Origin of the sequence: Vibrio sp. 10N.261.54.A5 (assembly GCF_041471145.1) — a bacterium.
GTDB classification, from domain to species: Bacteria; Pseudomonadota; Gammaproteobacteria; order Enterobacterales; family Vibrionaceae; genus Vibrio; species Vibrio crassostreae_C.
Window position 1 is genome coordinate 1 of the sequence record NZ_JBFRNU010000069.1, and the last position, 26,940, is coordinate 26,940.

The 26,940-nt window shown below is 45.2% G+C and carries 22 protein-coding genes; 16 read left to right on the forward strand and 6 right to left on the reverse strand.

Annotated features, from left to right (window positions below; genetic code table 11):
- Window positions 1-113: 113 nt before the first annotated feature.
- The 5 genes from AB4329_RS19815 to AB4329_RS19835 all read right to left on the reverse strand — a co-directional run bounded on the left by AB4329_RS19815 (window position 114) and on the right by AB4329_RS19835 (window position 7,218).
- Window positions 114-1,670 (reverse strand): M28 family metallopeptidase, encoded by a 1,557-nt coding sequence (locus tag AB4329_RS19815; RefSeq protein ID WP_372139089.1) that lies wholly within the window; start codon window positions 1,668-1,670, stop codon window positions 114-116.
- A gap of 143 nt (window positions 1,671-1,813) precedes the next feature.
- Complete coding sequence (locus AB4329_RS19820; RefSeq protein ID WP_372139091.1) at window positions 1,814-4,183, reverse strand: M4 family metallopeptidase; 2,370 nt, start codon at window positions 4,181-4,183, stop codon at window positions 1,814-1,816.
- A gap of 564 nt (window positions 4,184-4,747) precedes the next feature.
- A complete protein-coding gene (locus AB4329_RS19825; RefSeq protein WP_004732471.1) occupies window positions 4,748-5,023 on the reverse strand; it encodes a hypothetical protein in 276 nt (91 codons plus the stop codon).
- 135 nt (window positions 5,024-5,158) lie between these two features.
- On the reverse strand, window positions 5,159-6,478 hold the full coding sequence (locus tag AB4329_RS19830; protein ID WP_372139092.1) for a sensor histidine kinase: 1,320 nt from the start codon (window positions 6,476-6,478) through the stop codon (window positions 5,159-5,161).
- Window positions 6,479-6,513: 35 nt separating this feature from the next.
- A complete protein-coding gene (locus tag AB4329_RS19835; RefSeq protein ID WP_029236480.1) occupies window positions 6,514-7,218 on the reverse strand; it encodes a response regulator in 705 nt (234 codons plus the stop codon).
- Between the two features lie 278 nt (window positions 7,219-7,496).
- On the opposite strand from AB4329_RS19835, the gene AB4329_RS19840 reads away from it, so the two are divergent.
- The 14 genes from AB4329_RS19840 to AB4329_RS19905 all read left to right on the forward strand — a co-directional run bounded on the left by AB4329_RS19840 (window position 7,497) and on the right by AB4329_RS19905 (window position 24,588).
- Entirely contained in the window at window positions 7,497-8,606 is a 1,110-nt protein-coding gene (locus tag AB4329_RS19840; protein WP_372139093.1) for an alpha/beta hydrolase, read from the forward strand.
- A gap of 431 nt (window positions 8,607-9,037) precedes the next feature.
- Window positions 9,038-9,640 carry a transcriptional regulator BetI gene (betI, locus tag AB4329_RS19845; protein ID WP_004732441.1) on the forward strand — a complete coding sequence of 201 codons (603 nt, stop codon included), beginning with the start codon at window positions 9,038-9,040 and terminating at the stop codon, window positions 9,638-9,640.
- A gap of 119 nt (window positions 9,641-9,759) precedes the next feature.
- Window positions 9,760-11,220, forward strand: coding sequence for a betaine-aldehyde dehydrogenase (betB, locus tag AB4329_RS19850; RefSeq protein WP_372139094.1), 1,461 nt, complete (start codon window positions 9,760-9,762; stop codon window positions 11,218-11,220).
- A 72-nt stretch (window positions 11,221-11,292) separates the two neighbouring features.
- Window positions 11,293-13,005, forward strand: a complete 1,713-nt coding sequence (gene betA / locus AB4329_RS19855; protein WP_372139095.1) for a choline dehydrogenase — start codon at window positions 11,293-11,295, stop codon at window positions 13,003-13,005.
- 119 nt (window positions 13,006-13,124) lie between these two features.
- Complete coding sequence (locus AB4329_RS19860) at window positions 13,125-14,096, forward strand: choline ABC transporter substrate-binding protein (protein WP_171733156.1); 972 nt, start codon at window positions 13,125-13,127, stop codon at window positions 14,094-14,096.
- Window positions 14,097-14,191: 95 nt separating this feature from the next.
- A complete protein-coding gene (gene choW, locus AB4329_RS19865; protein WP_372129492.1) occupies window positions 14,192-15,034 on the forward strand; it encodes a choline ABC transporter permease subunit in 843 nt (280 codons plus the stop codon).
- A 2-nt stretch (window positions 15,035-15,036) separates the two neighbouring features.
- The gene (choV, locus tag AB4329_RS19870; protein WP_372130874.1) at window positions 15,037-16,251 is read left to right on the forward strand and encodes a choline ABC transporter ATP-binding protein; all 1,215 of its coding nucleotides are present in this window, start codon (window positions 15,037-15,039) and stop codon (window positions 16,249-16,251) included.
- A gap of 362 nt (window positions 16,252-16,613) precedes the next feature.
- Complete coding sequence (locus tag AB4329_RS19875) at window positions 16,614-17,096, forward strand: MarR family winged helix-turn-helix transcriptional regulator (RefSeq protein ID WP_017066477.1); 483 nt, start codon at window positions 16,614-16,616, stop codon at window positions 17,094-17,096.
- 276 nt (window positions 17,097-17,372) lie between these two features.
- Window positions 17,373-18,788 (forward strand): coniferyl aldehyde dehydrogenase, encoded by a 1,416-nt coding sequence (locus tag AB4329_RS19880; protein WP_372139098.1) that lies wholly within the window; start codon window positions 17,373-17,375, stop codon window positions 18,786-18,788.
- A gap of 72 nt (window positions 18,789-18,860) precedes the next feature.
- On the forward strand, window positions 18,861-19,304 hold the full coding sequence (locus AB4329_RS19885; RefSeq protein WP_372139100.1) for a hypothetical protein: 444 nt from the start codon (window positions 18,861-18,863) through the stop codon (window positions 19,302-19,304).
- Between the two features lie 248 nt (window positions 19,305-19,552).
- Entirely contained in the window at window positions 19,553-20,758 is a 1,206-nt protein-coding gene (locus AB4329_RS19890) for an iron-containing alcohol dehydrogenase (RefSeq protein ID WP_372139101.1), read from the forward strand.
- 194 nt (window positions 20,759-20,952) lie between these two features.
- Window positions 20,953-21,384: a tetratricopeptide repeat protein gene (locus AB4329_RS19895; RefSeq protein WP_048610280.1), complete on the forward strand. Its 432-nt coding sequence runs from the start codon at window positions 20,953-20,955 to the stop codon at window positions 21,382-21,384.
- Window positions 21,385-21,477: 93 nt separating this feature from the next.
- A complete protein-coding gene (locus tag AB4329_RS19900; RefSeq protein WP_372139102.1) occupies window positions 21,478-23,223 on the forward strand; it encodes an arylsulfatase in 1,746 nt (581 codons plus the stop codon).
- 117 nt (window positions 23,224-23,340) lie between these two features.
- Entirely contained in the window at window positions 23,341-24,588 is a 1,248-nt protein-coding gene (locus tag AB4329_RS19905; protein WP_372139103.1) for an anaerobic sulfatase maturase, read from the forward strand.
- Between the two features lie 108 nt (window positions 24,589-24,696).
- On the opposite strand, the gene AB4329_RS19910 is transcribed toward AB4329_RS19905, so the two are convergent.
- Window positions 24,697-25,287 (reverse strand): TetR/AcrR family transcriptional regulator, encoded by a 591-nt coding sequence (locus tag AB4329_RS19910; protein ID WP_372139104.1) that lies wholly within the window; start codon window positions 25,285-25,287, stop codon window positions 24,697-24,699.
- A gap of 320 nt (window positions 25,288-25,607) precedes the next feature.
- On the opposite strand from AB4329_RS19910, the gene AB4329_RS19915 reads away from it, so the two are divergent.
- Window positions 25,608-26,264 (forward strand): Qnr family pentapeptide repeat protein, encoded by a 657-nt coding sequence (locus tag AB4329_RS19915; protein ID WP_372139105.1) that lies wholly within the window; start codon window positions 25,608-25,610, stop codon window positions 26,262-26,264.
- A 119-nt stretch (window positions 26,265-26,383) separates the two neighbouring features.
- Entirely contained in the window at window positions 26,384-26,815 is a 432-nt protein-coding gene (locus tag AB4329_RS19920; RefSeq protein ID WP_372139106.1) for a GNAT family N-acetyltransferase, read from the forward strand.
- The last annotated feature ends 125 nt before the right edge of the window (window positions 26,816-26,940 follow it).

Below are 26,940 nucleotides of genomic sequence, written 5' to 3' on the forward strand. Positions count from 1 at the left end.
CGCGATGAACCAATAAAAAACCCGCAAGCTCCAATCTATTTATGATCGTGGGCTTGCGGATTTTTAGTTTTAGCCGTGTTTACTCGGTTTAACTGTTAGTCAATTAACTAATCTTACAGCCAATCAGGGACAAAGTTAGCGACGATGGTGACATCGTTAAAGTTACGATAACCACGTACCATGATGTTGAATTCACCCGCTGGTTTGTTCAATACACATTGCTCGTTGCTGCTGTTCTGGTATGGACGGCAATCGTAGCTTGCTTTCGATACGGTACCATTATGTTTCACGTAAAGGTCGGCATCGCCACTTCGAGGGCCGGTTAATGTTACCGTTAACTGACCTGCACTTTCCGTCGTAAATGTGAAGAATTGCTCTTCACCATATCCTGCAGTAAGACCTTCAACAGGCACGTCATTTTGCAGCTCTTTAGGGCCTGCAACGGGTGAATCAAGGCTGGTTTCGACAAGGTAAGCAATGGCTAGTTTGGCGAACTTAGTCGCGTGTGTTGCGGTTGGATCGGAATTCTCAAGCGTGTCGTGCTCAGTGTGAATACTTGGGTTGTAGTCGTTGAACATGCTTTCGAATGGCATGGCAGCTGGGTAGCCAACATTGTGCCAAGAGGCGTGGTCAGAACAGGCATAGCCACAATCATCGAAACCGTAACTGATGTCGCTCGCGTAAGTGTCGATCAGCTCGCTTAAATAGGCGGTGAGGTTGCTGTCGGTGTAGTCTGTGATGAAGGTGATATCGTGCGCTGAACCGTTGTAGTTGGTCATGTCTAATTGCAATACCGATACAACGTTGGCTTGCTCATCTCTTAAAGCGTTGGCGACATCTTGTGAGCCACGTAGCCCTACTTCTTCAGCAGCATAACCATAGAACTTAATGGTTTTGTCTGGTTGAATACCACTGGCGATCATCAGGCGAAGCGACTCTGTTACCGTTGCAATGCCAGACGCATCATCATCGGCTCCCGGTGAGATGGTGCCTTCGCTTGTCCAAGATCCAACGGTCGAATCAAGGTGTCCACCAACCACGACGATCTCTTCAGGATATTTAGCGCCAAGCAGTGTCACTTCAACGGATTTCTGTGGGTATTCGGCATGCGTGATCTGGCGTGCAGACGCATACGGCACATCTTTAATTTCCGTCTCCCAACGTTCTAAAAGCCAATCTGAAGCAGCGACACCAGTAGAAGTAGTATAAAAACGGTTGGTGAAGTTGGTTAGATTTTCGATGGTCGTGACCATGTTGTTCGGCTCGACCTGAGCGAGTAGGTCGTTCACCGTATCTTGATGGCTGATAACTGGCTTTTCGAAGTTGCTCATGGTCAGTGGCATAGCTGCCGCTTTGAGTGCGCTTGCTTTGTCTTCGTGCACCATGTAGCCACCACAACGGTGGGTTTCTTCGTGCATGTGGCTAGATAGTTTCGCCAGCTCTTTCTGGTTGATTTTCGCGACGATGGAATGCTTGTTTCCGGTCACGCTTGGATAAACCGTTGCGCCATGCTGAGTCATTATATGCTGTGCGTCAGCATCGGTGGTGATCCAAACTTCTTCGTTCGCTGGTGGTGTGATGCCTAGGGATGCGTAAGCCGAAGTACTGTTGATTAAGGCTAAAGAGCCTCCGAGCACAGCCAAAGCTAGCATGCTTTTTTGAATAGCCATTTATCGTCCTTTTTATGGTGAGTATTGTTATGTTGATGGGGGTGATTTTTGTGTAATACGTGGATGTTTTTGTGTAGATGTTTCATTTTCTGAACAGTTAACCGCGAAAAGGGCCCCTTTCGGAGCCCTGAATTTACTATCGATTATTGTGTTTTAATGAAACGGTAATGCTTGGTTTCTGAACAGATATCGATTGAGGTACACACTTGGTACTCCACATCTACTGTTCCGTTATGACGGAACTTGTCGACGTATGAGTTGAAGTCTGTTGCACCAACATTCTTGCCATTGCGCTTAATCACGAAGTAGTCGTTGGTATCGTAATCCCATGCCAGCTTAACGCGCGCCTTGCCGTTCGGGTTTTTGTTACCAAACTTCAGTTTTAGCGGGAAGCCTTCTGCTGAGTCACCTTCAATCGTGATCGACTTGCTGGTTGATGTTGCAACGCCTGCATCGTCAGTCACGGTTAGAGTCACCACGTAGTCGCCAGCTTCAGCGTAGGTATAACGAGTCACTTCACCGGTTTGCGTGTTGCCATCGCCTAGGTTCCATTGGTAAGAGACGATCTGGCCATCGCTGTCCGAACTTGTGCTACGCAGCTCTACTTCTTTGCCTACGACCGTGTGTTCGAAAGAAGAAACTGGCGGTACGTTAGCATTGCCTGATTCGTACGATGCTTTCAGATTTGCACCTGCGTAATCTGAGTAACCCAGAATGTTCACCGTGTAGCGACCAGCTGTTGGGTTTTCAATTACACATACTTCATCGGTTACGCTTTCACTCTTACAGATATTCTCTTGAGAGCTTGGCGCATAATCTAGACCAACATACATATCCGGATCACCCGTAGACACAGCAAGATCAATCGTTAGTTTGTCTTGGCCTTCTGGTACTTCGATATCGAAGTAAGTTTTTGAGCCTGTTTCACCAGCAACTGCGGCTTCAACACCGTTTTCAAGGTGTTGATATTCCGGTTCTGGTGGAAGTGGTGGTTCGCCACACGGTGATACACCCACTAAGTTAAACGCAGAAACAACATCATCGGCATTGTAGCCAAGGTCGGTTGCTGAGTTTTTCACGCCACAGGCGCCCTGCCAAAAGTCACTGTTTTCAGACCAGTAGATCTGGTTGGCTAGCACGAACAGTTCGAACGCTTTTTTGGTGTCCCAACCTTGTGTGGTTGCAAGATGGTAGAACGCCTTGTTGAACACGCCAGAGCTGTAGTGCACGTTTAAGCCATCGTAGTACTCGGATGCGTTGTTGATTGAAGAGCCATCGCGTGATGGATCGTCCATGTAACGCAGCGCACCTTCGCCTTTAAAGATATTGCGTCCGACCATCCAGTCGTTGGTGCCTTTCATATAGTATTCTGCGGCTTCACCGGCCATGTCAGAGAAGGCTTCGTTCATACCGCCGGATTGGTTTGCGTATATCAAACCTGAGTTTTGCTCAGTGAAACCGTGGCTCACTTCATGGGCTGATACATCTAGGCTAACAAGCGGGTAAAAGAAGCTTTCACCATCACCAAACGTCATGGCTCTGCCGTCCCAAAATGCATTCTCGTAGTTTTCACCGTAGTGAACACGCATCATGAGCTTGAAGGAGAGTGGCGCTGTGTCGAACCAGTTTTTATACATATCGAACACGATGTTGCCAAAGTAATGGGCATCGTTGAGTGGTGAGAATGCGCCGTTCACTGCTTTATATTCGTTACGAGGACATTCATAGCTGTAAGTGGTGTCGCCGTCGGTCGCGCCATTAAGGTCAACGGTAACGACATTTTCAGACTCCATTACACACTCTGTGCCCACTTCTTGAACATCAAGGTAGTGGTAGTCGGTGCCGTATTCGTACATGCCGGTTTTTTCGTTGCCGCCAGGGCCAGTACCGATCTGAGCATGGGCAATACCTTCCCAGCGGTCGATGACTTCGCCTGTGTGCGCGTCTAGCATGGTGAACGGTCGAGTCGGCTGTTCACTGCCTTCTACTAGGTAAGAGACAACGTACACTAGTCGTGTTTTATCTACGCTTTGCTGTCCGATGCCTTGCTTCACAGAGCCTTGATAGATAAATAGCTGATGTTGAACGTTGTCTAGAGATTTGCTGGTTAAGCCTTGAGTCTTTAGATCTTTACTTGCGAGTTCAACCGCTTGAGCGCTGTTGATTGATGGCTTAACAAAAGATCGCTCTAAGGTCGTTGTTTTAAGGTAGCGACCTTGAACGGACTTAAGTGCGCCACCTTGGACACTTTGGGTGGCATTTAGGTAATGTCCCCATACCGGTGTTCCCCAGATGTTCTGCTGGATCTTAACTTTATAGATACCACGCTTTTTCAGGTTTACTTCTTTCACCATCTTGAAGTTAGAGGCGTTACTGACTCCTAACTGAGCGTTTAACCCAGAAAAGCTAGTAAAGTTGATCGGTTGATCGATGTTAACGGATTCACTTGCATGTACTGATAAAGACATAGCACTGGCTATAGCAACGGCAACTAAACGCTTTTTCATTTTCATTGTTATTTTCTCTTTCCATGTAAAATCCATGAAAACGTAACAAAATTATCACAACGAATTTACATCATTCGATCTGATTAATTAGTAGCATGGCAATGATCTCTTTTATTCATGAAACTTATATTTCTCGTATTTACAGATAGTTATCGTTTCTGTTTATTTTTGAACGCACTCATAGGTTTTATTTATAAAATTATGACAATTTTATTAGGTGTTGTTTTTTACTGGAAATTAAGATTTTTGGGTAAATTGATCTGTGCCTCAATTAGCGGGCTCTGGGTTGATAGAAGGATCAACGATTTGGAAGTGTCAGTTTGAGCGAAAGACGATTAAGCGAATTTAAAGGCAATTTTGATAAGAAATTGACGATTTTTGGGATTATTTTCTGAATTGTTAGTTACAAGAGAGTTAGCCAAATGGGGCTTTATTTGGCACAGAGCACAAAAACGGCTGGATGGAAAAAGCCAGCGACGGGTCACTGGCTTAGATTAACTTAGTTTGTGCAGGCTACTGATTAAAGGTACGTAACTAGTACACTTAGCTATGGTTTGCGACTAAAGCGAATTACTGCTTTTTACCGCCAACTTGAACATATTCAATACCAATAATACGGTTGATAACACCCAAAACAGAGGTCGTATCAGAATTTGTTGATGTAACGGTATCGACGGTTGCGCCTTCAGGAACCAATTCCATTGCACGATCTTGAGTGTTGCCCGGAACTTGGAAGCCTACAATGTTGAAGCTCTCAGCGTGCGCTGTGTAAACTTCTTCATTGTGGTTAATACCTGAACAACCTGCTAGAGAAACAATGCCTAAAACAACTAATAACTTTTTCATAAAAATACCTTAAGAATGATTGGAACCGAGATGGCAAGCCACAAAAGCAGTGTCGTGATTATCAAGATTCAATAAGTTCATGGGAGACAGCATCTCCCGACCGATGTTGAACATTATTCCAGAGGTGTTTTGTAGTTACTGTATGGGTTTGTCAGCTGAATCATTACACAGCTGAATGGTAATGGTGAATACCGCACCCTTTAAGGCTTGGCTCTGACCTACCTCCACGGTAGCGCTATGTTGAGCACAGATCTTCTCGACGATAGACAGCCCTAAACCATGGCCGCTCTTGGCTTTGTTACGCGCTTTGTCGCCAACGTAAAAGGGTTCGAACAGGCGAGCTTGATGTTCTTGAGCCACACCATCACCGTCATCGTGTACCGCAATCTGTAGCTGATCTTGATGCACGGTCGCTGCAATCGACACTTGTGAGCGTGCGAATTTCATTGCGTTACGCACTAGGTTATCTAGTGCTCGGTTAAATAGCGTTTCATCCGCCATTATTGAGCTAGGTTGCTCTGGTAGCGATAGGTCGATGTTGAGCTGAGTGTCTTTGTTCCAACGCGCCATTGCGTGGTCGAGAAAGTCTCGAATCTCTAATGGCTTTTTTAAGTTTTCTAGGTCAGTGCTATCGAGTTTGGCGTAATACAATAGTTCATCGACCATCTTTTCCATCTCTTCCGTGTCTTCGACAATACTCTCAATCGTGCTTTCTTGCTCTGCGTTTAGCTGGGTGTCTTTCAACATTTCAGCTTGCCACTGAATACGGAATATTGGCGTGCGCAGTTCATGAGCGACAGCATTAGTGAGTGAGCGATTACTTTCTACCAAGCGATGAATTCGGTCGGCCATTAGGTTGAAGGATTTGTTCAGTGAACCAATCGCAATACCACTTGAAGTCTCGGCTCGTGTCGAGAGATCGCCCTCCGCAAAACGCAGAGTGGCAGCCTCAAGCTTTTTAACTCGGCGGAAGATAATAAATAGATGACATAACCCATATAAGATAAAGCTCGCTAAAAAGAACAACCAAATGAGGTCATCCTCCAACTCTATTTTTTGCCTAACGAACGCTTCACTGTTGGGGAGGTAGTGATAGGTATTGTCACTGCTTGCTAAGCGAAACCATAGGTCCCGTTCATCATCGTGAAAAACAAAGGTATTCGGATTCGTGCTGAAGAACTCTGAAACGGGGCTGGGTATTTCATCGTCTGGGCTGAATGTAACCAATTTATTTCGTGTGGTTTCTACAAACTGGTTTATCGCTTGATGAGCCGCTTCAAGGCCTTGATTTTTAGCGATGTTCTCGATCAATTGCTGGTGGGCAGCCGCTTCGTAATCTTCCAGTACATATTCGTAGTCGGTATTGAGCTGATAGACGCTAATCTCGTAGGCGACAAGGCCGGCCATGAAGCAAACTAACAGCCCTAATAGGGACTCCAAAAAGATACGTCGCATAATCGCTCTCTCTATTACGCTCGTATTGAGCGAGGTTAACGCCAGGCGGTCGAAACAAATAAGTAGCCTTTACCGCGAATGGTCTGAATTTTCTCTGCTGGTGTGTGGTCGTCGCCCAAAATCTTTCTTAGACGTACAACCTTGTTGTCAATCGTCCGGTCTATTCCGTCGTACTCAATCCCGCGCAATGTTTGCGTCAAGTAGTCACGAGATAACGGCGTGTCTGGGTTGTTTGCCAATAACCAAAGTAGGTCAAACTCGCTGTCAGTGAGTGATAAAACCGCACCTGAAAGTTCACACTTCTTATAAGTGTTTTTCAGAACGAGTTGATCGAACTGAAGGGTGTCTGAGTCATCGACTGAAGCGGTATTGGTGTCTTGGCGGCGTAATAGCGAACGAACTCTGGCCAGCAGAACTCTTGGTTTGATTGGCTTGGTGACATAGTCATCAGCCCCTGTCTCTAAACCAGCGACGTGGTCAAAGTCGTCATCGCTAGCAGTGAGCATCAAGATTTTACCTTTATAGTGCGTACGCGTCTGTCGGCAGATTGTAAGTCCATCAGTTACAGGAAGCATCAAATCCAGCAGTACGATGTCAGGTTGCTCCGTGAGGATGGTGTGTGCAGCATCACTGCCATCGTCCAACACCGTGACATCAAAATCTTGCGCGACGAAGTAGTCCTGCAACATTTTCTGAAGTTTCAAATCGTCTTCCACGATGATCATTTTAGGTTTTGTCATTCCATTATCAGCCTTGTCGTGCGTTTCACTTATTGAGATTACGTGAGGGAGCCTTTTTGAGTGTTTAGTTATTGTGGCATACCCAATTTACAGGCCTTACGTAAAATACCTGACATGAATGATTAAACACTTTGCACGCTAGTTCAATGATGTTTTTGGATTTGTGTGAAAATAAAAAACAATGTTCAAAACGATATACATTCTCATACATTCGCACGACAGATGTTTTGGTCTTTAAATAATAGAATTTTCCCATCAAATATTTTGGGAATAACTGTATGAACGACTATAGAAATGCATTACTGGCGTTACCTTTGATTCTGTTAGCGGGCTGTAATTCAAGCTCTAACTCAGGCTCAAGTTCTGGTAAAGCGGCGACTAAAGCGCAAGCAAAACCTCAAGCTGATTACGTATTTTCATCAGCGAAACTGGGTGAGTTGTATAAAGAGCGACAAGAGGTCCAAGAATCCATAAAACTTGATTACAACGGTGTGCAGTATGAAATCGTTCTGTTTGCGGAAGATATTAGTGATAAGCAAAAAGTGGTTAGGCTTGCGGATAGTTTAGGTCAAAGTGTGGATCTGTACCTCCCTGATGCAGGATTTGATAGCTGCGGTATCTACACAGAGAGCAAGGGTTTGGACGTGTTTGATTGTGGTGCGGCTCAACGCTCAATCGGCAATGACACCACGTTAATTAACACGACGACGAATACTCATAAGCCCGTCGAGCTTGAGTATCACAATGAACTGGTTCAATACGTGACTAGCCTTGGGTCTACCATTCTGAGTAACACTAAAAGTGGGAACAAGGTAACGATAACCACCTCGTTTGCTTTCAACGCTTTTTACCGTGATGTGCTCAACGAGACTGGCGCTGTTGATCGCATTACTTCCACTCTAGGCGCATCAACCTATTCTCAGCTTTTTGATGTCGTGAAATTGTATCAAGGCAGTGAGATGACGTTGAAGTTTACCAACCATATTGGTGGCAGCGCTGACGATGATATCAATATGTACACCGGGCGCATGATCCACAGTAACAACATGACGACGATCGTAACGCCTACGGGCTCGGTGTTCTCTGGCGGCACGGATCTTTTCGTTGCGGGTAACCCACGAGTTTTGCAACGAGCAGATACCTCCAAAGCTATTGAGCTTAATAAACAGGTTGGTGTGCATAGTTGGGCTGAGGATGATAAAACAGCCAAAGATTTCCCATACACGAACGAAAGTCATCGCAAGCAAGCGACCTACTTTAAAAAGGTAATGGGAGATACAGGAATCGATTTCTATATCTTCACTTTAGATTCTGCTCCGGCTTCTGGCGAACACTGGGTGACTAAGGCTGAGTCAGATAAATACGGTTTCATCACACGCATTGAGTAGCTTAGGCTCGTAATAACATAAGAAACGACTTGATAAGGTTGGTGATGACGTTGTTGTCACCAACCTTTTTTGTTCATTTTTTGATTCGTTACCTGTGTTGATTGTGGATTTCCTTGTCTTAAATTTCAGTATGAAAATTCCTTGATACTTACTTTCCACTCCCTCCCCAAAAAGTTTCTACAAGGACTCTCACTGATTGATTCTTGAACTTTCTAAGCAAAAACATTTGACCAATAACTATCACACCTCAAATCTTTAATTGTTTTCGTTAGTGCTCTAAATGATATTTAAGCTGTTGTTTCATAATGATTTTTGTTGTTTTAAATGCTGTATTGTTACGAGTTTGTTTTAAATAATCATTTGAACCCTAACTAAATTTCTGTCATTTTATATTTAACTGAACGTTCAATATAAAATAAAAGGACTGAGAAATGCCGAAGGTTGGGATGCCTGATATACGTAAACCACAGCTTGTTCAAGCCACCATGACGGTGATTGATCGAGTGGGTTTGCATGCCGCGAGTATTGCGTTGATCAGCAAAGAAGCGGGAGTCTCCACTGGCATTATTAATCACTATTTTGGCGGGAAGCATGGGCTGCTCGAAGAGACCATGCGTGAAATCCTTCGCCAACTTTCTAATACCATCACCACGTCACTAAAAGCACTTCCTGTTGATGCTCACCAACAGAGAATCAACGCGATCATCGATGGTAACTTCGAAGGTTACCAAGCAGAAAATAAGGTCGCGAAGGCGTGGTTGGCATTTTGGTCATATTCAATGCATGACGAGCAGCTGAAAAGACTGCAGCGTGTGAATGAAAAACGTTTGATTTCACACTTACGTCTTGAGTTGAAAGGTATTTTGAATCATGAACAAGCGGATCTCGTTGCTCACGGGATTGCGTCTCTGATTGATGGTTTATGGCTGAGAGGCACACTAAACCCAGATGGTATCGATGCTCAAAAGGCGCGTGCCATTATCAATGATTATCTAGATAAACAACTTACGTTCTACTCGTGTCACAGCAAATAGATCGCAGTGGTAGCGCTAGACCTAGACCTAGACCTAGAGCTAGAACGACCACTATTCGCACCCAATACTCACATATAGACCAGTAGAGTCTAATAACAATAATTAAGTCAGAATCTCAAATGGAAATGAACTCGTTATACATCGATGGCGCAGCGGTTAAAGCAACCTCTGGTGAAACCTTTGATAGCATTAACCCTGCCAACGGTGAACCTATCGCGACCTTAGGCCAAGCATCTTCAGCAGATGTCGACAGTGCTATTGAATCTGCGAAACGCGGGTTTGCGGTATGGTCTGCAATGACCGCTGTGGAACGCAGCCGCATTCTGTTGAAGGCAGTGGAAATACTTAGAGCTCGAAATGATGACCTTGCAAACCTTGAGGTTGTTGATACGGGCAAGCCGCTGCAAGAAGCAATTGAAGTGGACGTGGCGTCTGGCGCTGATGTTATTGAATACTTTGCTGGCTTGGCTCCAACGCTACAAGGCGACCAACAGCCGCTGAGTGAATCTCAATTTTTCTACACACGCCGCGAACCGCTAGGTATCTGTGCGGGCATCGGCGCGTGGAACTACCCTATCCAAATTGCGATGTGGAAATCGGCTCCAGCACTCGCTGCGGGTAATGCGATGATTTTCAAGCCTTCAGAAGAGACGCCGCTCACAGCTCTAAAGCTTGCAGAGATCTTTACTGAAGCTGGTCTTCCTGATGGCGTGTTTAACGTGGTTCAGGGCGATTACCGAGTAGGTCAAATGCTAACGGCGCACCCAGATATCGCGAAAGTGTCGTTCACAGGTGAAACCGGTACCGGTAAAGCGGTAATGTCGGATAGCGCTAAGACACTGAAATCAGTCACCATGGAACTTGGCGGCAAGTCACCAATGATCGTGTTTGATGATGCGAAATTGGATGATGCAGTTTCGGCTTCGATGGTCGCAAACTTCTACACTCAAGGCGAAGTGTGTACTAACGGTACCCGTGTTTATGTACACAAAAATATCTACAACGCATTCATCGATCAACTTAAAACACGCACTGAGAAGCTGATCATTGGTAACCCAATGGACATGGAGACTCAGATCGGCGCGTTGATTTCTAAAGAACACCTTTCAAAAGTCCTTGAAGCAATTGAGCTAGCTAAGCAGTCGGGTGCAACCCTGCTGACGGGCGGCTATCAAGTGACAGACAACGGCTTAGCGAACGGTAACTTTGTTATCCCAACCGTGTTTGTGGATTGCGAAGACAACATGCCTCACGTTCAACAAGAGATCTTCGGCCCTGTAATGTCAGTGTTGAAGTTTACGGACGAAGACGACGTGATTCGCCGCGCTAACGACACCAAATATGGCCTTGCGGCTGGCGTGTTCACGCAAAACCTTTCTCGTGCTCACCGCGTGATCCATCAAATGCAGGCTGGTATTTGTTGGGTTAATACGTGGGGGGACTCTCCTGCAGAAATGCCTGTTGGTGGTTACAAGCTTTCAGGTATTGGCCGTGAAAATGGACCAGAAACCCTACTTCACTATACGCAGACTAAGAGCATTCTTATTGAACTTGGCGACTACGCCAGCCCTTATGCCTAACGCGTAACACTCAATTTTATGGGTTAGCTTAAAAGAGCTAGCCCCACTGACTTATCTCAGGGAAATCAAAACATGGAACAACGCTACGATTATATTATCGTCGGCGCGGGTTCGGCCGGTTGTGTGTTAGCGGATAGGCTAACGGAAAGCGGTGAACATAGCGTTTTATTACTGGAAGCTGGTGGTACGGACAAGAGTATTTTTATCCAAATGCCAACCGCGCTTTCTTACCCAATGAATACTGAAAAGTACGCTTGGCAATTTGAAACAGAGAAAGAGCCGGGCCTTGATGGACGTGAACTGCACTGCCCACGTGGCAAAGTGTTAGGCGGCAGCTCATCGATCAACGGTATGGTTTATGTTCGTGGCCACGCGTGTGATTTTGACCAATGGGAAGAAGAGGGCGCTGCGGGTTGGAACTACCAAGCATGTCTGCCTTATTTCCGCCGTGCTGAATCATGGAACAAAGGTGGTGATGAATACCGTGGAGACAATGGCCCTGTCGGCACTTGTAATGGTAACGATATGGAGCTCAACCCGCTTTACCAAGCGTTCATCGATGCAGGTAAAGACGCCGGTTACCCAGAAACACAAGACTACAACGGCTACCAGCAAGAAGGCTTCGGCACTATGCATATGACGGTAGACAAGGGTGTTAGAGCCTCAACCTCTAACGCTTATCTACGTCGAGCATTGAAGCGTTCAAACCTGACCTTGAAGAAAGGTATCGTGGCGCGTCGTTTCCTACTTGAAGGACAAGACTCAAATGGTCAATCGGGCTTGAAAGCCGTCGGTGTCGAGTTTGAAAAGTCAGGAAATACCCAGGTGGCTGTGGCGAACAAAGAAGTGATCTCTTCTGCGGGTTCTATCGGTTCTGTTCAACTGCTGCAGCTTTCTGGTATCGGCCCGAAAGCGGTGCTTGAAAAGGCTGGCGTTGAAGTTAAACACGAACTAAGCGGTGTCGGTGAAAACCTTCAAGATCACCTAGAAGTGTACTTCCAATATCACTGCAACGAACCGATCACACTCAACAGCAAGCTTGGCTTGGTGAGCAAAGGCATGATTGGCGCGGAATGGATTCTGACTCGCAAAGGTCTGGGTGCTACTAACCACTTTGAATCGTGTGCGTTCATTCGCTCTCGTAAAGGATTGAAGTGGCCAAACATTCAATATCACTTCCTGCCAGCAGCGATGCGTTACGACGGACAAGCGGCCTTTGATGGTCACGGTTTCCAAGTACACGTTGGGCCTAATAAGCCAGAAAGTCGCGGTACGGTTGCGATCACTTCTGCTGATCCGCATGCCAAGCCAGAGATCATTTTCAACTACATCTCGACTGAGCAAGACCGCCAAGATTGGCGCGATTGTATTCGTCTAACGCGTGAGATTTTGTCTCAACCAGCAATGGATGCTTACCGAGGTGAAGAGATTCAGCCGGGTCTAAGTGTGACTTCCGATGAAGCAATCGACGAATGGGTTAAACAGAACGTGGAAAGTGCGTACCACCCTTCATGTGGCTGCAAAATGGGCGCTGATGATGATCCAATGGCAGTGCTTGATGAAGAGTGTCGCGTTCGCGGCATTGATAATCTGCGCGTTGTTGACTCATCTGTTTTCCCTGTTATTCCGAACGGAAACTTGAACGCCCCGACCATTATGGTGGCTGAGCGTGCTTCCGATTTGATTTTGGGTAAGCCAATGCTCAAAGAGCAGGACGTTCCAGTGTGGATTGCACCTGAATGGCAAGAGAAGCAAAGAATCAATAAACCAGTAAGAGAAGCGTAAGCCTCTGTTATTGAGATAAAAATAATAAAAAGTAACAACCAAAATTAGTCAAAAGTCAGCAAAACTGCCCTGATTAGTATGAGTTAGGGCAGAAAAAGGAAAGATAAAAAGGAATCATTATGACGACTCAACATAAACAAACCGCTACAAAAAAGGTATTAGCAACATTAGCCATCAGTTCATTTGCATTTGGTGCTAACGCTTCTATTGAACCACAGCAATGTGAAAACGTCCGCTTCGCTGATGTAGGCTGGACTGACATTACCGCAACAACCGCCGTTACTTCTGAACTATTAAAAGGCCTTGGTTACAAAACCAAAACCGACCTACTTTCAGTACCGGTGACATACTCTTCAATGGCGAACGGCGATATTGACGTATTCCTAGGCAACTGGATGCCAACCATGGAAGGCGATATTGCTAAGTACCGTGAAGAGGGCACGGTTGAAACCGTTCGTGCCAACCTTGAAGGCGCAAAATACACGCTAGCCGTACCAAAATACGTGTACGACTCAGGTGTAAAAAGCTTCGCCGACCTAGCAAAACATGCCGACAAATTTAAAGACCGCATCTATGGCATCGAGCCGGGTAACGACGGTAACCGCCTAATACAATCAATGATTGATTCAGACGCGTTTGGCTTGAAAGATTTCAGCCTAGTGGAATCAAGCGAAGCGGGCATGGTGTCGCAAGTATCTCGCGCTGCTCGTCGTAGCCAGTGGATCGTTTATCTAGGTTGGGCGCCGCACCCAATGAACAGCAATGTTGAGATGGAATACCTATCAGGTGGTGACGACTTCTTTGGCCCTAACTACGGTGGCGCGAATGTTTACACTAACGTTCGTTCAAACTACCTGTCTGAGTGTGCAAACGTCGGTCAACTTCTACAAAACCTAGAATTCACTCTAGAGATGGAAAACCAGTTGATGGAAGAGATTCTTAACCAAAAAGTGAAGCCAGAAAAAGCAGCTCAACAATGGTTGAACAAGAATCCTCAACAAGTTGAAGCTTGGTTAGACAACGTAAAAACGCATAAAGGTGAATCAGCGACTCAAGCCGTCACTGAATACTTAAAGCAAGTTAAAGCTTAGTTCTACCTATCTCAACAGCTACATAAATAATAAAGGTGGGCTTGCCAATTTATCGATTGGTTTGAAGTAGCCCACCCATAATAAAAGGCAATATTGTGAATTTTATTACGGAAAACAAAATCCCTGTCGGACAATGGATGGAAGCGGGTGTTGATTGGCTAACAATCAATGCAGCAGGATTCTTTGACGCTATTTCGATTTTTCTAGAAACCGTCATTATGTTTTTAGTCGATGTATTTAAGTGGATGCCGCCTGCTCTGCCAATCGTGATGACTGCTGCTATTGCATGGTACTTACACCGTAAACCTTCGCTGGTGATCTTTGTGGTCGCAGCACTGCTGACTATTCTTAACCTCGGCTATTGGCAAGAAATGCTGGAAACCTTTGTTCTCGTCTTTGCGGCGACAACGATTTCCGTATTAATTGGCGTACCGGTTGGCATCATGGCTGCTCACCGTCCTTGGCTCTATACAGTTTTGCGTCCAATTCTTGATTTGATGCAGACAGTCCCAACTTTCGTTTATCTGATTCCAACTCTGGTTCTATTCGGCTTGGGTATTGTTCCTGGCTTAATCTCTACCATTATTTTCGCGATAGCTGCACCGATTCGTTTAACCTACTTAGGCGTCACTAAAGTGCCTGAAGAGTTGATTGAAGCGGGTAAAGCGTTTGGTGCCGGCCGCATGAAATTGCTGATGAAGGTCGAATTACCGGCGGCTCTACCAAGCATCATGGCGGGTGTAACCCAATGTATTATGTTGTCGCTTTCGATGGTGGTTATCGCCGCTCTTGTCGGTGCTGACGGACTTGGTAAACCTGTTGTTCGTGCATTGAACACAGTGAACATCTCACAAGGTTTTGAAGCTGGATTAGCGATTGTATTAGTCGCAATCATCCTTGACCGCTTGTGCAAAACACCAAACCAGAAGGAAGCTTAATCATGTCTAACTCTCAGGGAAAAAAGACAATGGACGCGATTACCATTAAGAATCTCGATGTTGTGTTTGGTAATAAATCGAAACAAGCGCTTGAGCTACTCGACCAAGGTAAAACTCGCCAAGAGATCATTGATGAGACTGGCCAAGTGGTTGGCGTAGATAATGTGTCGCTGACCGTTGAAGAAGGCGAGATTTGTGTGCTGATGGGGTTGTCTGGTTCTGGTAAATCATCTTTGCTTCGCGCAGTTAACGGCCTGAATGAGATCAGCCGTGGCTCATTGGCGATCAAAGATGGAGACAAGCAGGTTGATTTAGGTGAACAGTGCGACGAAGCGACCTTGCGTCATCTTCGTACTCACCGCGTTTCTATGGTGTTCCAAAAATTTGCCCTAATGCCTTGGTTAAACGTGTTAGATAACGTGGCGTTTGGTCTAGAAATGCAAGGCGTAGCCAAAGATGTTCGTCGTGCTAAAGCGCGTGAACAACTTGAAATGGTGGGTTTGGCAGAGTGGGAAACCAAGTATCCGCATGAGCTTTCTGGCGGTATGCAGCAACGTGTTGGTTTGGCGCGTGCGTTTGCAATGGACACCGACATTCTGTTGATGGATGAACCGTTTTCGGCGCTTGATCCACTGATTCGTGCTCAGCTGCAAGATGAACTGATCACGCTGCAAAACAAACTCAACAAGACGATTCTGTTCGTGAGTCACGACCTAGATGAAGCACTGAAGATTGGTAACAACATCGCGATCATGGAGTCAGGAAAGCTGATTCAACACGGTAAGCCTGAAGAGATCGTATTGACGCCAAAAACAGAATACGTAAAAGACTTCGTTGCACACACCAATCCATTGAATGTGCTTAAAGGTCGTTCTTTGATGCAGCCTCTTGATTCACTGACGCAAGAGAATGAAAGCTGGAAGATCTGCGATTCTAAAGATCTCTGGATTGAACAGAATGAAGGTGCTTTATCTGTGAAAGGTGAATCTGCTTTGGCGCTTGTCGAGTGGAGCGAGTCTGACGACCTAACCGCGATCAGCGCGTCGAGTGTGGTCGTGGCAAGTCCGGAAATTGGCATGCGTGATGCGATTAAGCTCAAGCAGATCAGTAACCACCCGATTTTGCTGGTGGAAGACAATCAACTGGTCGGTATTCTGGATAACAGCGAGTTTTACAACGCACTAACGGGTAATTTTCAGATGAATACAGCCGCGTAAAATTTCGTTTTGCAGTTTGGCGATTAGGGCTGGTTTTTTATTAGGTGGAGAGGGTTAAGTCTCTCTACCTCTATGATTATTAAAATATATTATTGTTTGAACTTGTATTCTCGGACTCACTATTTTTACCTTCATTGAAGCTTGCATTTCCCCTTCATTAAGTAAAAGTGCCGTACCACGCAAGTTTAGTGGTATAGAAAAGATTGAGAATAGTATGAACATCAGTACAATGCGGAAAAATCAATGAAGTAATTTATCAATTTACAGTGTAATTCGAGCGCGCGTGACGTAATCACTCGAGACATTTCATCGCTTCGACGCTGTAAAACCATTCACAGTATATTAGTACAAAGGTCTGCATCTTGGACAAACATGACGAAATCCTGGTCGCTATTCGCCAAATTATTCGCGCTATCGATTTACACTCGAAGAAGCTGAGTAAAGAGTATGGTTTGACTGGCCCTCAATTAATCTTAATGAGAGCAATCCAAGAAATGGGTAATGTGACGATCAAAGAATTGTCTAATCAGACCAATGTAAGCCAAGCAACGACGACGACGATCATCGACCGTCTTGAGTTAAATGGCTATGTACAACGAGTACGCAGTTCATCGGACCGCCGTAAAGTACACGCGAACCTGACTGAAAAAGGTCAAGAGTTGCTAAACAATGCGCCACCACCGCTGCAAGATAACTTCGTTAAAAAATTCCAAAACCTAGAGCCGTGGGAGCAAAGCTTACTGCTTTCTTCAATGCAGCGAGTATCATCAATGATGAACGCAGAAGACATCGACGCCGCTCCAGTACTTCAACTTGAAGGCATTGCAAACGTAGCCAAGAGCTAACCTTATTTATAAATTGTTTATTTAGAACAACAACTTAAATAATTGTCAAATGGTCGCACTAAGCGGCCATTTTTGATCCTGCCATTTAAAATTCTCTATTTGCCTTGCGTGTTAGCTACGCCTTCTTATTTTAAATTCCCCTGACTTTTTGCCCCGTTTGTAGCCGCCTCATTGGATTGTAATCAAAACTCCATTGACGATTCTTTGACAATAAAATGCTAGACCGACCGGTCTGTTGTGTATTATTGTGTGTTCATCTTAACCACGAGGTGATGTATGAAACACGAATTGACGCCAACACAAATGACCATGACGTTGAACAGCATGCAGGGAGCTTTTGCACAGAAACCGATGCCAGCGATATCGGAGAGAATTGAGCAGCTGCTCGCACTTAAATCTGCGCTAATCGATTACACAGATCGTTTGTGTGTAGCCGTGAGTGAGGACTATGGTCACCGCAGCCGACAAGACACTTTGATGGCTGACATATTGCCTTGTATCGGAAATATTGATCACAGCATTGAGTGTTTACCTCATTGGTCGACATCTTCGATTCGTCATTCCGGCCCATTGCTTTCAACCTCTCGTGTTGAAGTGGTTTATCAACCCAAAGGCGTCGTCGGGATTATTGCTCCGTGGAATTTCCCGATCATGTTATCCGTCGGCCCACTTATTTCGGCGCTGGCTGCGGGAAATCGCGCCATGATCAAGATGAGCGAATTTACCCCAGCGACGAACCAAGTATTAACAGCGCTATTGGCGGAAGTTTTCCATGCCGATGAGGTGTGCTTGGTTGAAGGTGAGGTAGAAATCGCAGCCGCATTTTCGGCGTTGCCGTTTGATCATCTTCTATTTACAGGGTCAACCCAAGTGGGTCGCCAAGTGATGAAGTCAGCGGCTGATACGCTAACCCCAGTCACGCTAGAGCTGGGTGGAAAGTCGCCGGTTATCGTGGCAGAAGACATGCCGATTGATATTGCGGTAGAGCGAATTATTTATGGTAAAAGCCTAAACAACGGCCAAGTATGTGTCGCTCCAGATTACGTGCTACTCCCTGAAGATAAGCTCGAAGCCTTCATTTTGGAGTACAAAAAACAATATCAACAGCTATTTGATGAAGGGATCTACTCTGAGAGTTTAACCTCGCTCATTAACCCTCGCCAATGTGATCGTATTGCTGGTCTGTTGAATGAAGAGCAGGAAGCTGGGACACGAATCGTTGCTTGCCATGACGAATCGATGGACCTAAATACTCATCGGTTGGTGACACATTTGATCGTTGAACCAAGCCTGTCATCCAAGGTGATGAACGAAGAAATTTTCGGCCCATTATTACCTTTGATTACGTATCGCAATGTCGAAGAGGCGTTCCAAGTCATCAATAGCAAACCAAGGCCGTTAGCACTCTACCTGATGAGCTTTGATTTGAGTTTACAGGCTCAGGTTAAGCACCAAGTTCACTCCGGTGGCATGTGTATTAATGACTGTGTTTTCCATTTAGCGGTTGATGACGCGCCGTTTGGTGGCATTGGCGAATCAGGCCAGGGCAATTATCACGGTAAAGAAGGGTTTATCACTTTCTCTCACGCTAAAACTGTGTTGGAAACAGGTTTAGATCACCGCGTTAAGCATCTGTTTTCAAAAGAAGACAACGAATTAAAAACCGCAGTGATGGGCATGCTTGGCCAGTAAATCACTGTTGGTATGACACTGTTTATTTTTCAAAAAGTTATTTTCACGAAATTATTTTAAGAGGTTACTTTTATGTTGGAACGTTTTTTTGAACGTACGATCAAATCGTATTTGATGATTACAGGTTTCTTAACAGCGACGGCATTTTCCACTTTCCTAGCGCCAGATTGGAGTATGCAGACGCTGTTCTCGTACAACGATACCATGATGGAAAACAAGGAGTACTTGCTCGGTACTTATCAACACTGGGGTGTGATGGTTGGCTGTATTGGTGTGTTGTTGATGTTCTCGGCGAAGTACAAATCGTTGCGAACCTCGACCATGATTTACAGCGCATTTGAGAAGTCGATGTTTGTTGGTATCTTCTTATACAACGTGTGTATCAACGATTATGAGTGGTTCTATGGCTGGAACGGTGTATTTGCGCTCGATGGATTTGTGACTGTCTACTCTTTAGTTTACCTGTATTACTACCTCACTAGAGACAAAAGCAAGGTGCCAGCTCATCTTCGTTAATAGTTAATAGTTAATAGTTAATAGTTAATAGTTAATAGTTAATAAGTTGCTCATGGTGAATCAATGACACTTATTTAATGATCACTCACTAGCTTACTTATTACTACAGCCCGCATTTGCGGGCTTTTTTCGTTTTGGGGCAATGATCCATAAAGATCTTAATTGACATATCTTTGACATTAACACTCTAGACCGACCGGTTTGTATTGGTTATTGTTTAGTCATCAACTAGAAATGAGGTAAATACCATGACAACCAATAATTTTAACTTTCAACTTAAAACCATTGTTCATGCTCAAGAGAACGGCATTGAAAATATCCCTTCTCTGTTTGGTCGCTTAGGTGCGCAAAGAGTCGTGCTCTTTTCTGATAAAGGTTTGGAGTCTCTTGGCTTTGTTGAGCAGTTCTCGGCGTTGTTTGTAAACCAGAATGCGAGTCAGGAAGCGAACCAACAAGCGGTTCAGCTTGTTGGCGTGTACACCGATATCGCACCAGACGCGACTTGCGACAACATCAACGCAGCCATTGAGTTTGCAAACAGCGTCAATGCTGATGCGATCTTGTCTGTTGGTGGCGGCAGCGTGATTGATGCCTCTAAAGGTGTGAAATACGCATTTCATAAGAAGATAGATGACATTCGCACCGTGATTGCGGGTGGCGGTCATATGGATGTGTGGCCAAACAATGAAGATATTCGAGTGCCCCATATTGCTGTTCCGACAACGGCTGGCACGGGCGCAGAAGCTTCTCCTATTGCTGTTTTTTACAACGAACATGAAAACATTAAGGCAAGCCTAGTCGCATCGGGATTGGAAGCTGATATCGCGATTCTTGATCCAACGGTGACCACTAAGCTGCCTGCCCACCTGACTCGTTCTACCGCGATGGATGCACTAACACACGCTGTTGAAGCGATTGTCTCGCCAATGAGTTATGCATTCACCGACGCTTACGGCATTCAGGCGGCAAAACTGATTGTTGAAAACTTACCCTTGGCACTTAAAGAGCCAGAAAACCTAACAGCGCGCGGCAATCTTCTTCAAGCAAGTACCATGGCGATCTCTGCTTTCTATTCGTCTTTGGGCGGCATTCCGATTCATAACTGTGCTCACGCCTTTGGTGCGATTAGCCACATTCCACATGGTGATGCCAACACGGTACTGATGCCGGTTGTGATTGAAGCGCTGCCTGAATTCTATATGCCGAATGCGGCGAAGTTAGCTCAAGCTTTTTCGGTCGACACTACGGGAACCGATGAGATGGTTTACCAGAGAGTGTTGGATTTCTTAAACAACTTCCAAACCAGTGTCGGTGCGATGAAGCGTTTCAGCAGCTGGGAGTTTGATGAGCAAGAGAAGAGCAACATTGCGGAAGCGATTGAAAAAGACATCTGCTTTCAGTTCTACCCTATCTCGAAACAGACGATTGAAACCATCATTGAGAAAGCGATTTAAGTCTCTGTCTTAATCGACTGAATTTTATGACCATTTAGTTCAGTCCCTGATTCACTCACAACTATTACTCGAGAGCCAATTATGAAAATTGAAAACGTATTGCTATCAAGCTTGTGCATCATCGCGCCATTCCTACTTTTCACCTAATTCATTCGACAGGGACGTTGTGACCTTTATTCCCGAGGAGGAAATAAATGATCAATAAACGTTTAACTACCGTGATTCTGACTGGTGTTTTGGCTGCTCTGTTTTTTGCCAAAGCAAGCGTTGGAAGCGAAAGCTCTAAGAACGCAGCCACCATGGATCAATCGCAGCAGCACCAAGATGTCGTGCAATTGTTGGATGAGGCTTACCAAGGGCAATTGGATGCCCAGCTCTCTGTCGCTTACTTATATCTGAGCGGAGAGGGCGTAGAACAGAATGATGAAAAAGCCGCGGAGTGGTTCGTCACCGCAGCCAACAACGGTAGCCCTGAAGCTCAAACACAGCTTGGGTTGATGTATATCTCTGGAAGTGGCGTTCAAGCCAGCCAAGCGGAAGCTGTCACCTGGATAGGCATGGCAGCAGCTCAAGAGTATGACCCCGCGCTCGACTTATTACATTGGATGTCGCAAGCCGCGCATTAATTCAAATCTTAACTCAGGTTACTCACAGAAAAAGTTACTCGCAGAAAAGTTAATTACTGAAACAAGTTAATCACAGAAATTGGAGAACGTCTTATGCAGACATTCAAGAAATCTTTAGTGTTCACTGCAATGGCGGCGGCAAGCAGTGCTGCTCTTGCGGCTGAATCAGAAAAGCCGAATATTGTTGTTATTGTTGGCGATGATGTGGGCTTTGCCGATACACAGCCTTATGGCTCTGAAGCGGATACCCCAAACCTGATGGCGTTAGCCGAAGAGGGGGTTAAGTTTACTAACTTTCACGCGTCACCAACCTCATCGGTAACGCGCTCTATGATGTTAACCGGAGCAAACAGCCATGAGGTTGGGCTAGGCACCTTCGACTATGCCGTCTATCCGGGCGCGATTGGTAAGCCGGGTTATGAAGGTTATCTCACCAAGAAAGGTGTTACGGTCGCAACGCTGCTTGAAGAGAGCGGCTATAACACTTACCTCTCTGGTAAATGGCATTTAGGACACGAGGATGGCTTCTTACCTGATGATCGAGGTTTTGGTGAGAGTTACGGTATTTTAGCGGGCGGTTCGAATCACTTTAACCGAGATATGATGTTCCCGGCCAAAAACGCTGCGACAGCGGATGTGCTGCAAAAAGGCGATATTCCCGGCGTCGAAGTTGAGCCAACTTACCGCAACGGTGAAGTGGTTGAGGATAAATACAAAGGCGAATACTCAGACCAAGTTTACACCAACGAGATCATCAAGATGATCGACAGCAAAAAAGACGACGGTAAGCCTTTCTTCGCTTACGTCCCATTCACCGGTATTCACCTGCCACTGCAAGCGCCTGAGTCGGCCTATCAAGATAAAGTCGATTACTACGTTGAACATGGTTGGGACTCGGTTCGAGAAGATCGTTTCGAACGCATGAAACAGATGGGCGTGATTCCTAAAGAGGCCGAGATTTCAGGACGCAATTCATTAAGCCGCCCTTGGGACTCGCTCTCAGAGAAAGAACAAAAGTGGTACGGCAAGAAAATGGCTGTGGCGATGGGCATGATGGAAATGCAGGACCAACAAGTCGGTCAGATAGTCGATTATCTGAAAGAAATCGGGGAATACGATAATACCTACATCATGTATCTAGCGGATAACGGCCCAGAAGCGGCGGATATTACCGGTGAAAACATCAGTGACCTGATCCGAACGTGGACCGCTCATCACTTCGATAATTCGACCGAAAACTTAGGTAAGGCGAACTCCAGTGTGTCACTTGGTCCTGAGTGGGCAAGCGCTTCAACCGGCGGCCTATCTTGGTACAAAGCTTACACAGCAGAGGGCGGTATCCGTGTGCCGTTTATCGTTAAGCCAGCCAAAGCGCTTTTAGAAGGTGAAGATGCGTTACAGCCGGGAACTCAAACAGATGACTTATCCCAAGTGAAAGACATTGCAGCCACGATTCTTGAAATTGCAGAGGTAGAGCATCCAGGAACGGAATATCAAGGTCGAGAAGTGGCGCCGATGAGTGGTGTGAGCTTGTTGCCTTACTTCAAAGGGGAAACGGCAGAGGTGCACAGTGCCGATAATGCGATTCCATTTGAATTGTTTGGTAGCGGGATTTTGCTAAAAGGTGATCATAAGATCATTCGAATCTCTACGGGAATGGGTGGCGACAGTGAGTGGCACTTATACAACACCAAGAAAGACCCAGCCGAGCAACATGACTTGAGAAATGAAATGCCAGATCTGTTCCTTGAAATGGTCGCTGAATATCAAGAATACGAAAAAGCGCAAAATATCGTCCCGGTTGACGAAGCGTGGAACCCGTTTGAAAACGTGAAATAGAGGAAAAACCACTCGGCCAACCTAATGCCATCAAGCTTGGTTGGCCGATGAACACCGTGTAAAGGAATTACGAATTGTTTTAGCTAATACAATAACTTTTACATCGAGGCACTCTTCATGACGACATTATCGCTATCAAATTTGAGTTCAGTTCCGCAGTTCAATGGCAAAGCACACAGCAAACTTCAGGCGTTAGCAAAACCGATTGGGGCGGTGTGTAATATCAGTTGCACCTACTGTTATTATCTAGAGAAACAGCAGCTGCTTGAATACCCAAAAGGCTCTCAATATAGGATGGATGAAGTCCTGTTAGAGCGTTATATCAAGCAATATATAGAAGGGCAGAATACGCCTGAAATCATCTTTTCTTGGCATGGTGGAGAGCCTACCTTGTTGGGGATTGAGTACTTTCAAAAGGTCGTCGAGCTGCAGAAAAAATATTGTCCCAACCACAGTAAGATCAGCAATGACCTTCAAACCAACGGAACGTTATTGAATGATGCGTGGTGTGAGTTCTTCAAAAAAAATGACTTTATCATTGGTGTGAGCATTGACGGCCCAGAGCACTTACACAATCACTACCGAACCAACCGTGCAGGCAAAGGCACTTTTTCTCAAACAATGCGTGGCATTCGCTACTTGAAACAACATAACGTCGAGTTCGCGACCCTAAGCTGCGTGAATGATGTGACAGGTAAATATCCACTAGAGGTTTATCGCTTTCTACGCGATGAAGTGGGTTCGAAGCAATTGCAGTTTATTCCTGTGGTCGATAAGCGCGAAGCTCACACCAACAATAAATGGTTGAGCAACCAACAAGCGATCATTCCCGTATCAGGCGAGGTTGAAGCTTGGAGTGTCGATTCAGTGCAATGGGGAGAATTCCTCACTACCATTTTTGACGAGTGGATTGAGCACGATTTTGGTCGGGTATTAGTGCCGTACTTTGAAAATTTTGTCGGAGTGTGGATGGGCAGAGAAAGCACCATGTGTACCTTGAGTGAGATCTGCGGAAAAGGGTTAGCGGTTGAGCCTAATGGCGATGTTTATTCATGTGACCATTATGTCTTTCCTGAATTTCAGCTGGGTAATATTCAGGAACAAGCACTTTCAACTTTAGCCTTCTCGCCAAAGCAGCAGAGTTTTGGGTTCGCCAAACAGAAGTCTCTGCCGAAACAATGCCAAGCCTGTGAGTTTAAATTTGCATGTCATGGCGAATGCCCCAAAAACCGTATCATCACAAGCCGAGATGGTGAAGCGGGGTTAAATTATCTCTGTGAAGGTTGGCTGAGCTTCTTCAAGCATGTCGACCCGGTTATTAAGGGTTTACTCAAAGCCAATAATATTGCGTCTCGTCTGGGGTAATGGAGTAGGCGTGAATGGATTCAATCAAGATTTAAAGTTAGATAAAAGGCTCACTAAATTGTGCGAGCCTTTTGGTATTTGGTATTTGGCTTCTGGTTACGGGGGTATTTAGTCAGCCGATTCTTGTGCCGAGATCATGGCAAGAATGGTCTCATCCATGGCATTGTTTAGAATCGAACGGTTGCGCTGCATAGCGGCCATAAGCGTTGAGCCTAGCCATAAGCCATAAAGCGTTCGAGATAGCGATTCTGGCTCTGCGATAGTGAAATCACCATCGGCATTACCTTCTTCAAACAGCTTTGCCATACGCAGGATGATCTTTTCTGCACCTTCTGCCATGGTCGATTGCAACGGGTTTTCAGAACCAGCTACTTCTCCCGCCAGTTTTACGACAAGACATTGGATATTGAAGTCTTCAGTCAGTTTCGACGCACACCAAAACTCGAAATAGGCTTTAACGCGGTCACGACGAGAAAGCGACTCATCACTTAAAAAGTCATCTAGCTTAGCGAAATGCTCATCAAAGTAGTTAGTAAGAAGGATTTCACCAAAGTGTTCTTTGGATTTGAAGTAATGGTAAAAAGAACCCTTCGTGCCTTCCGCTTGGTTGATGATTTTCATCAGGCCAACACCAGCAAACCCGTGTTCATTAATAAGGCTAAACCCTGCATCGAGCATAGCTTGTCGCATGTCTTTCATTGTTCTTACTCTTTATGCTGAGAATGAGGAATAGTGTAACGAGCAACATACCAACCGTCCAGTCTAGCGCGTTAGGACGCGGTCAATAATTGATTCGTTCCGTCAAAGTAACATTTTCTCTTATTGGCACTTCTAAGCGACAAAACTTTTTTCAAGATAAGCACATCCTATAAATCGAAAATAACAACCTTAAAGGGCTTGTTTGGTGCCTTAAAATGGCTAAATCAGGGTGTTTTAAGTTACTGTTTTTGTTGGTTTTTAATTTGGTGTTTTCTTGAGATCGCAATGGTAGTCTTAGCTTAATTTCTTTAGGGGGCTAAATGGACACCAATAACAGCACTTATCATCAGCACAGTTTTGCTCAGCAAGATTTATCAGAGCTTACATTTACAGCCTGCACGTTTATCCGTTGTGATTTCAGACGTTCGAACTTACGTGATGCAACGTTTATTAACTGTAAGTTTATCGAACAAGGCGATATTGAGGGATGCCACTTCGATGTTGCAGATTTGCGTGATGCAAGTTTTCAGAACTGTCAGTTGGCGATGGCGAATTTTAGTAATACGAATTGCTATGGTATTGAGTTACGTGATTGTGACCTGAAAGGGGCGAACTTTACTCGTGCGAATTTTGCCAATCAGGTAAGCAATAGAATGTATTTTTGCTCTGCGTATATTACGGGCTGTAATCTGTCATACGCCAATTTTGAACAAGCTTGTTTAGAGAAGTGCGAGCTGTTTGAGAACCGTTGGATAGGCACTTACCTTGGCGGAGCGTCACTAAAAGAGTCCGATCTTAGCCGAGGCGTGTTCTCGGAAGATGTATGGGGGCAATTTAGTATGCAAGGGGCGAATTTGTGTCATGCAGAACTAGAAGGGTTAGACCCTCGCAAAGTAGATACAACAGGAATCAAAATTGTTGGGTGGCAACAAGAGCAACTGCTTGAAACCATGGGTATTGTGGTAATGCCCGATTAATAGGGCTAGCGAAGCGAGTAAATGGTATAGAGAAGGCGGTTGTTTTGTTTTCCTAACCATTGATAGACTACTGGCTCGCGGCTGCACATGTTTATATTCAATTTAATCTAGAGAAAATTATGACTATAGAAAATGTGCTTCCTGAAGATTATGCAGAAATGCTTAAGGTTTGGGAGAATTCGGTCCGAGCAACTCATGACTTTATTACAGAAGAAGATATTGAGTTTTTTAAACCTATCATCATGGAACATGCGTTCCCTGCGGTTTCTTTGAAATGCGTTAAAAATGAAAGTGGTTCGATAGTTGGCTTCGTGGGTGTCCATGATGCAAAAGTCGAGATGCTTTTCGTTTTGAATGAAGTTCGAGGGCAAGGCGTAGGTACGGTGCTGTTGCAACATGCGATTGAGCAGTTAGCAGCCACCAAAGTTGACGTTAATGAGCAAAACCCACAAGCGGTAGGTTTCTATCAGCACATGGGGTTTAAAGTAGAATCACGCTCACCAATTGATGATATGGGAAAACCATTTCCAATTCTGCATATGACGCTGTAAGACTCGGTTGTCGTATCACTCGGTTGTAATCAACCACAGTCGCTAGAAGAAAAGCCCAAAGCTAATAACTTTGGGCTTTTCCGTATCTGAACCAATGATAACCAAATTATCCAATATGAGGCAGA

Bases quoted from the DNA above. Each gene is read 5' to 3' on its own strand.
- AB4329_RS19815 (WP_372139089.1), bottom strand. From the start codon at position 1,670: ATGGCTATTCAAAAAAGCATGCTAGCTTTGGCTGTGCTCGGAGGCTCT.
- AB4329_RS19820 (WP_372139091.1), bottom strand. From the start codon at position 4,183: ATGAAAATGAAAAAGCGTTTAGTTGCCGTTGCTATAGCCAGTGCTATG.
- AB4329_RS19825 (WP_004732471.1), bottom strand. From the start codon at position 5,023: ATGAAAAAGTTATTAGTTGTTTTAGGCATTGTTTCTCTAGCAGGTTGT.
- AB4329_RS19830 (WP_372139092.1), bottom strand. From the start codon at position 6,478: ATGCGACGTATCTTTTTGGAGTCCCTATTAGGGCTGTTAGTTTGCTTC.
- AB4329_RS19835 (WP_029236480.1), bottom strand. From the start codon at position 7,218: ATGACAAAACCTAAAATGATCATCGTGGAAGACGATTTGAAACTTCAG.
- AB4329_RS19840 (WP_372139093.1), top strand. From the start codon at position 7,497: ATGAACGACTATAGAAATGCATTACTGGCGTTACCTTTGATTCTGTTA.
- betI (WP_004732441.1), top strand. From the start codon at position 9,038: ATGCCGAAGGTTGGGATGCCTGATATACGTAAACCACAGCTTGTTCAA.
- betB (WP_372139094.1), top strand. From the start codon at position 9,760: ATGGAAATGAACTCGTTATACATCGATGGCGCAGCGGTTAAAGCAACC.
- betA (WP_372139095.1), top strand. From the start codon at position 11,293: ATGGAACAACGCTACGATTATATTATCGTCGGCGCGGGTTCGGCCGGT.
- AB4329_RS19860 (WP_171733156.1), top strand. From the start codon at position 13,125: ATGACGACTCAACATAAACAAACCGCTACAAAAAAGGTATTAGCAACA.
- choV (WP_372130874.1), top strand. From the start codon at position 15,037: ATGTCTAACTCTCAGGGAAAAAAGACAATGGACGCGATTACCATTAAG.
- AB4329_RS19880 (WP_372139098.1), top strand. From the start codon at position 17,373: ATGAAACACGAATTGACGCCAACACAAATGACCATGACGTTGAACAGC.
- AB4329_RS19885 (WP_372139100.1), top strand. From the start codon at position 18,861: ATGTTGGAACGTTTTTTTGAACGTACGATCAAATCGTATTTGATGATT.
- AB4329_RS19890 (WP_372139101.1), top strand. From the start codon at position 19,553: ATGACAACCAATAATTTTAACTTTCAACTTAAAACCATTGTTCATGCT.
- AB4329_RS19895 (WP_048610280.1), top strand. From the start codon at position 20,953: ATGATCAATAAACGTTTAACTACCGTGATTCTGACTGGTGTTTTGGCT.
- AB4329_RS19900 (WP_372139102.1), top strand. From the start codon at position 21,478: ATGCAGACATTCAAGAAATCTTTAGTGTTCACTGCAATGGCGGCGGCA.
- AB4329_RS19905 (WP_372139103.1), top strand. From the start codon at position 23,341: ATGACGACATTATCGCTATCAAATTTGAGTTCAGTTCCGCAGTTCAAT.
- AB4329_RS19910 (WP_372139104.1), bottom strand. From the start codon at position 25,287: ATGAAAGACATGCGACAAGCTATGCTCGATGCAGGGTTTAGCCTTATT.
- AB4329_RS19915 (WP_372139105.1), top strand. From the start codon at position 25,608: ATGGACACCAATAACAGCACTTATCATCAGCACAGTTTTGCTCAGCAA.
- AB4329_RS19920 (WP_372139106.1), top strand. From the start codon at position 26,384: ATGACTATAGAAAATGTGCTTCCTGAAGATTATGCAGAAATGCTTAAG.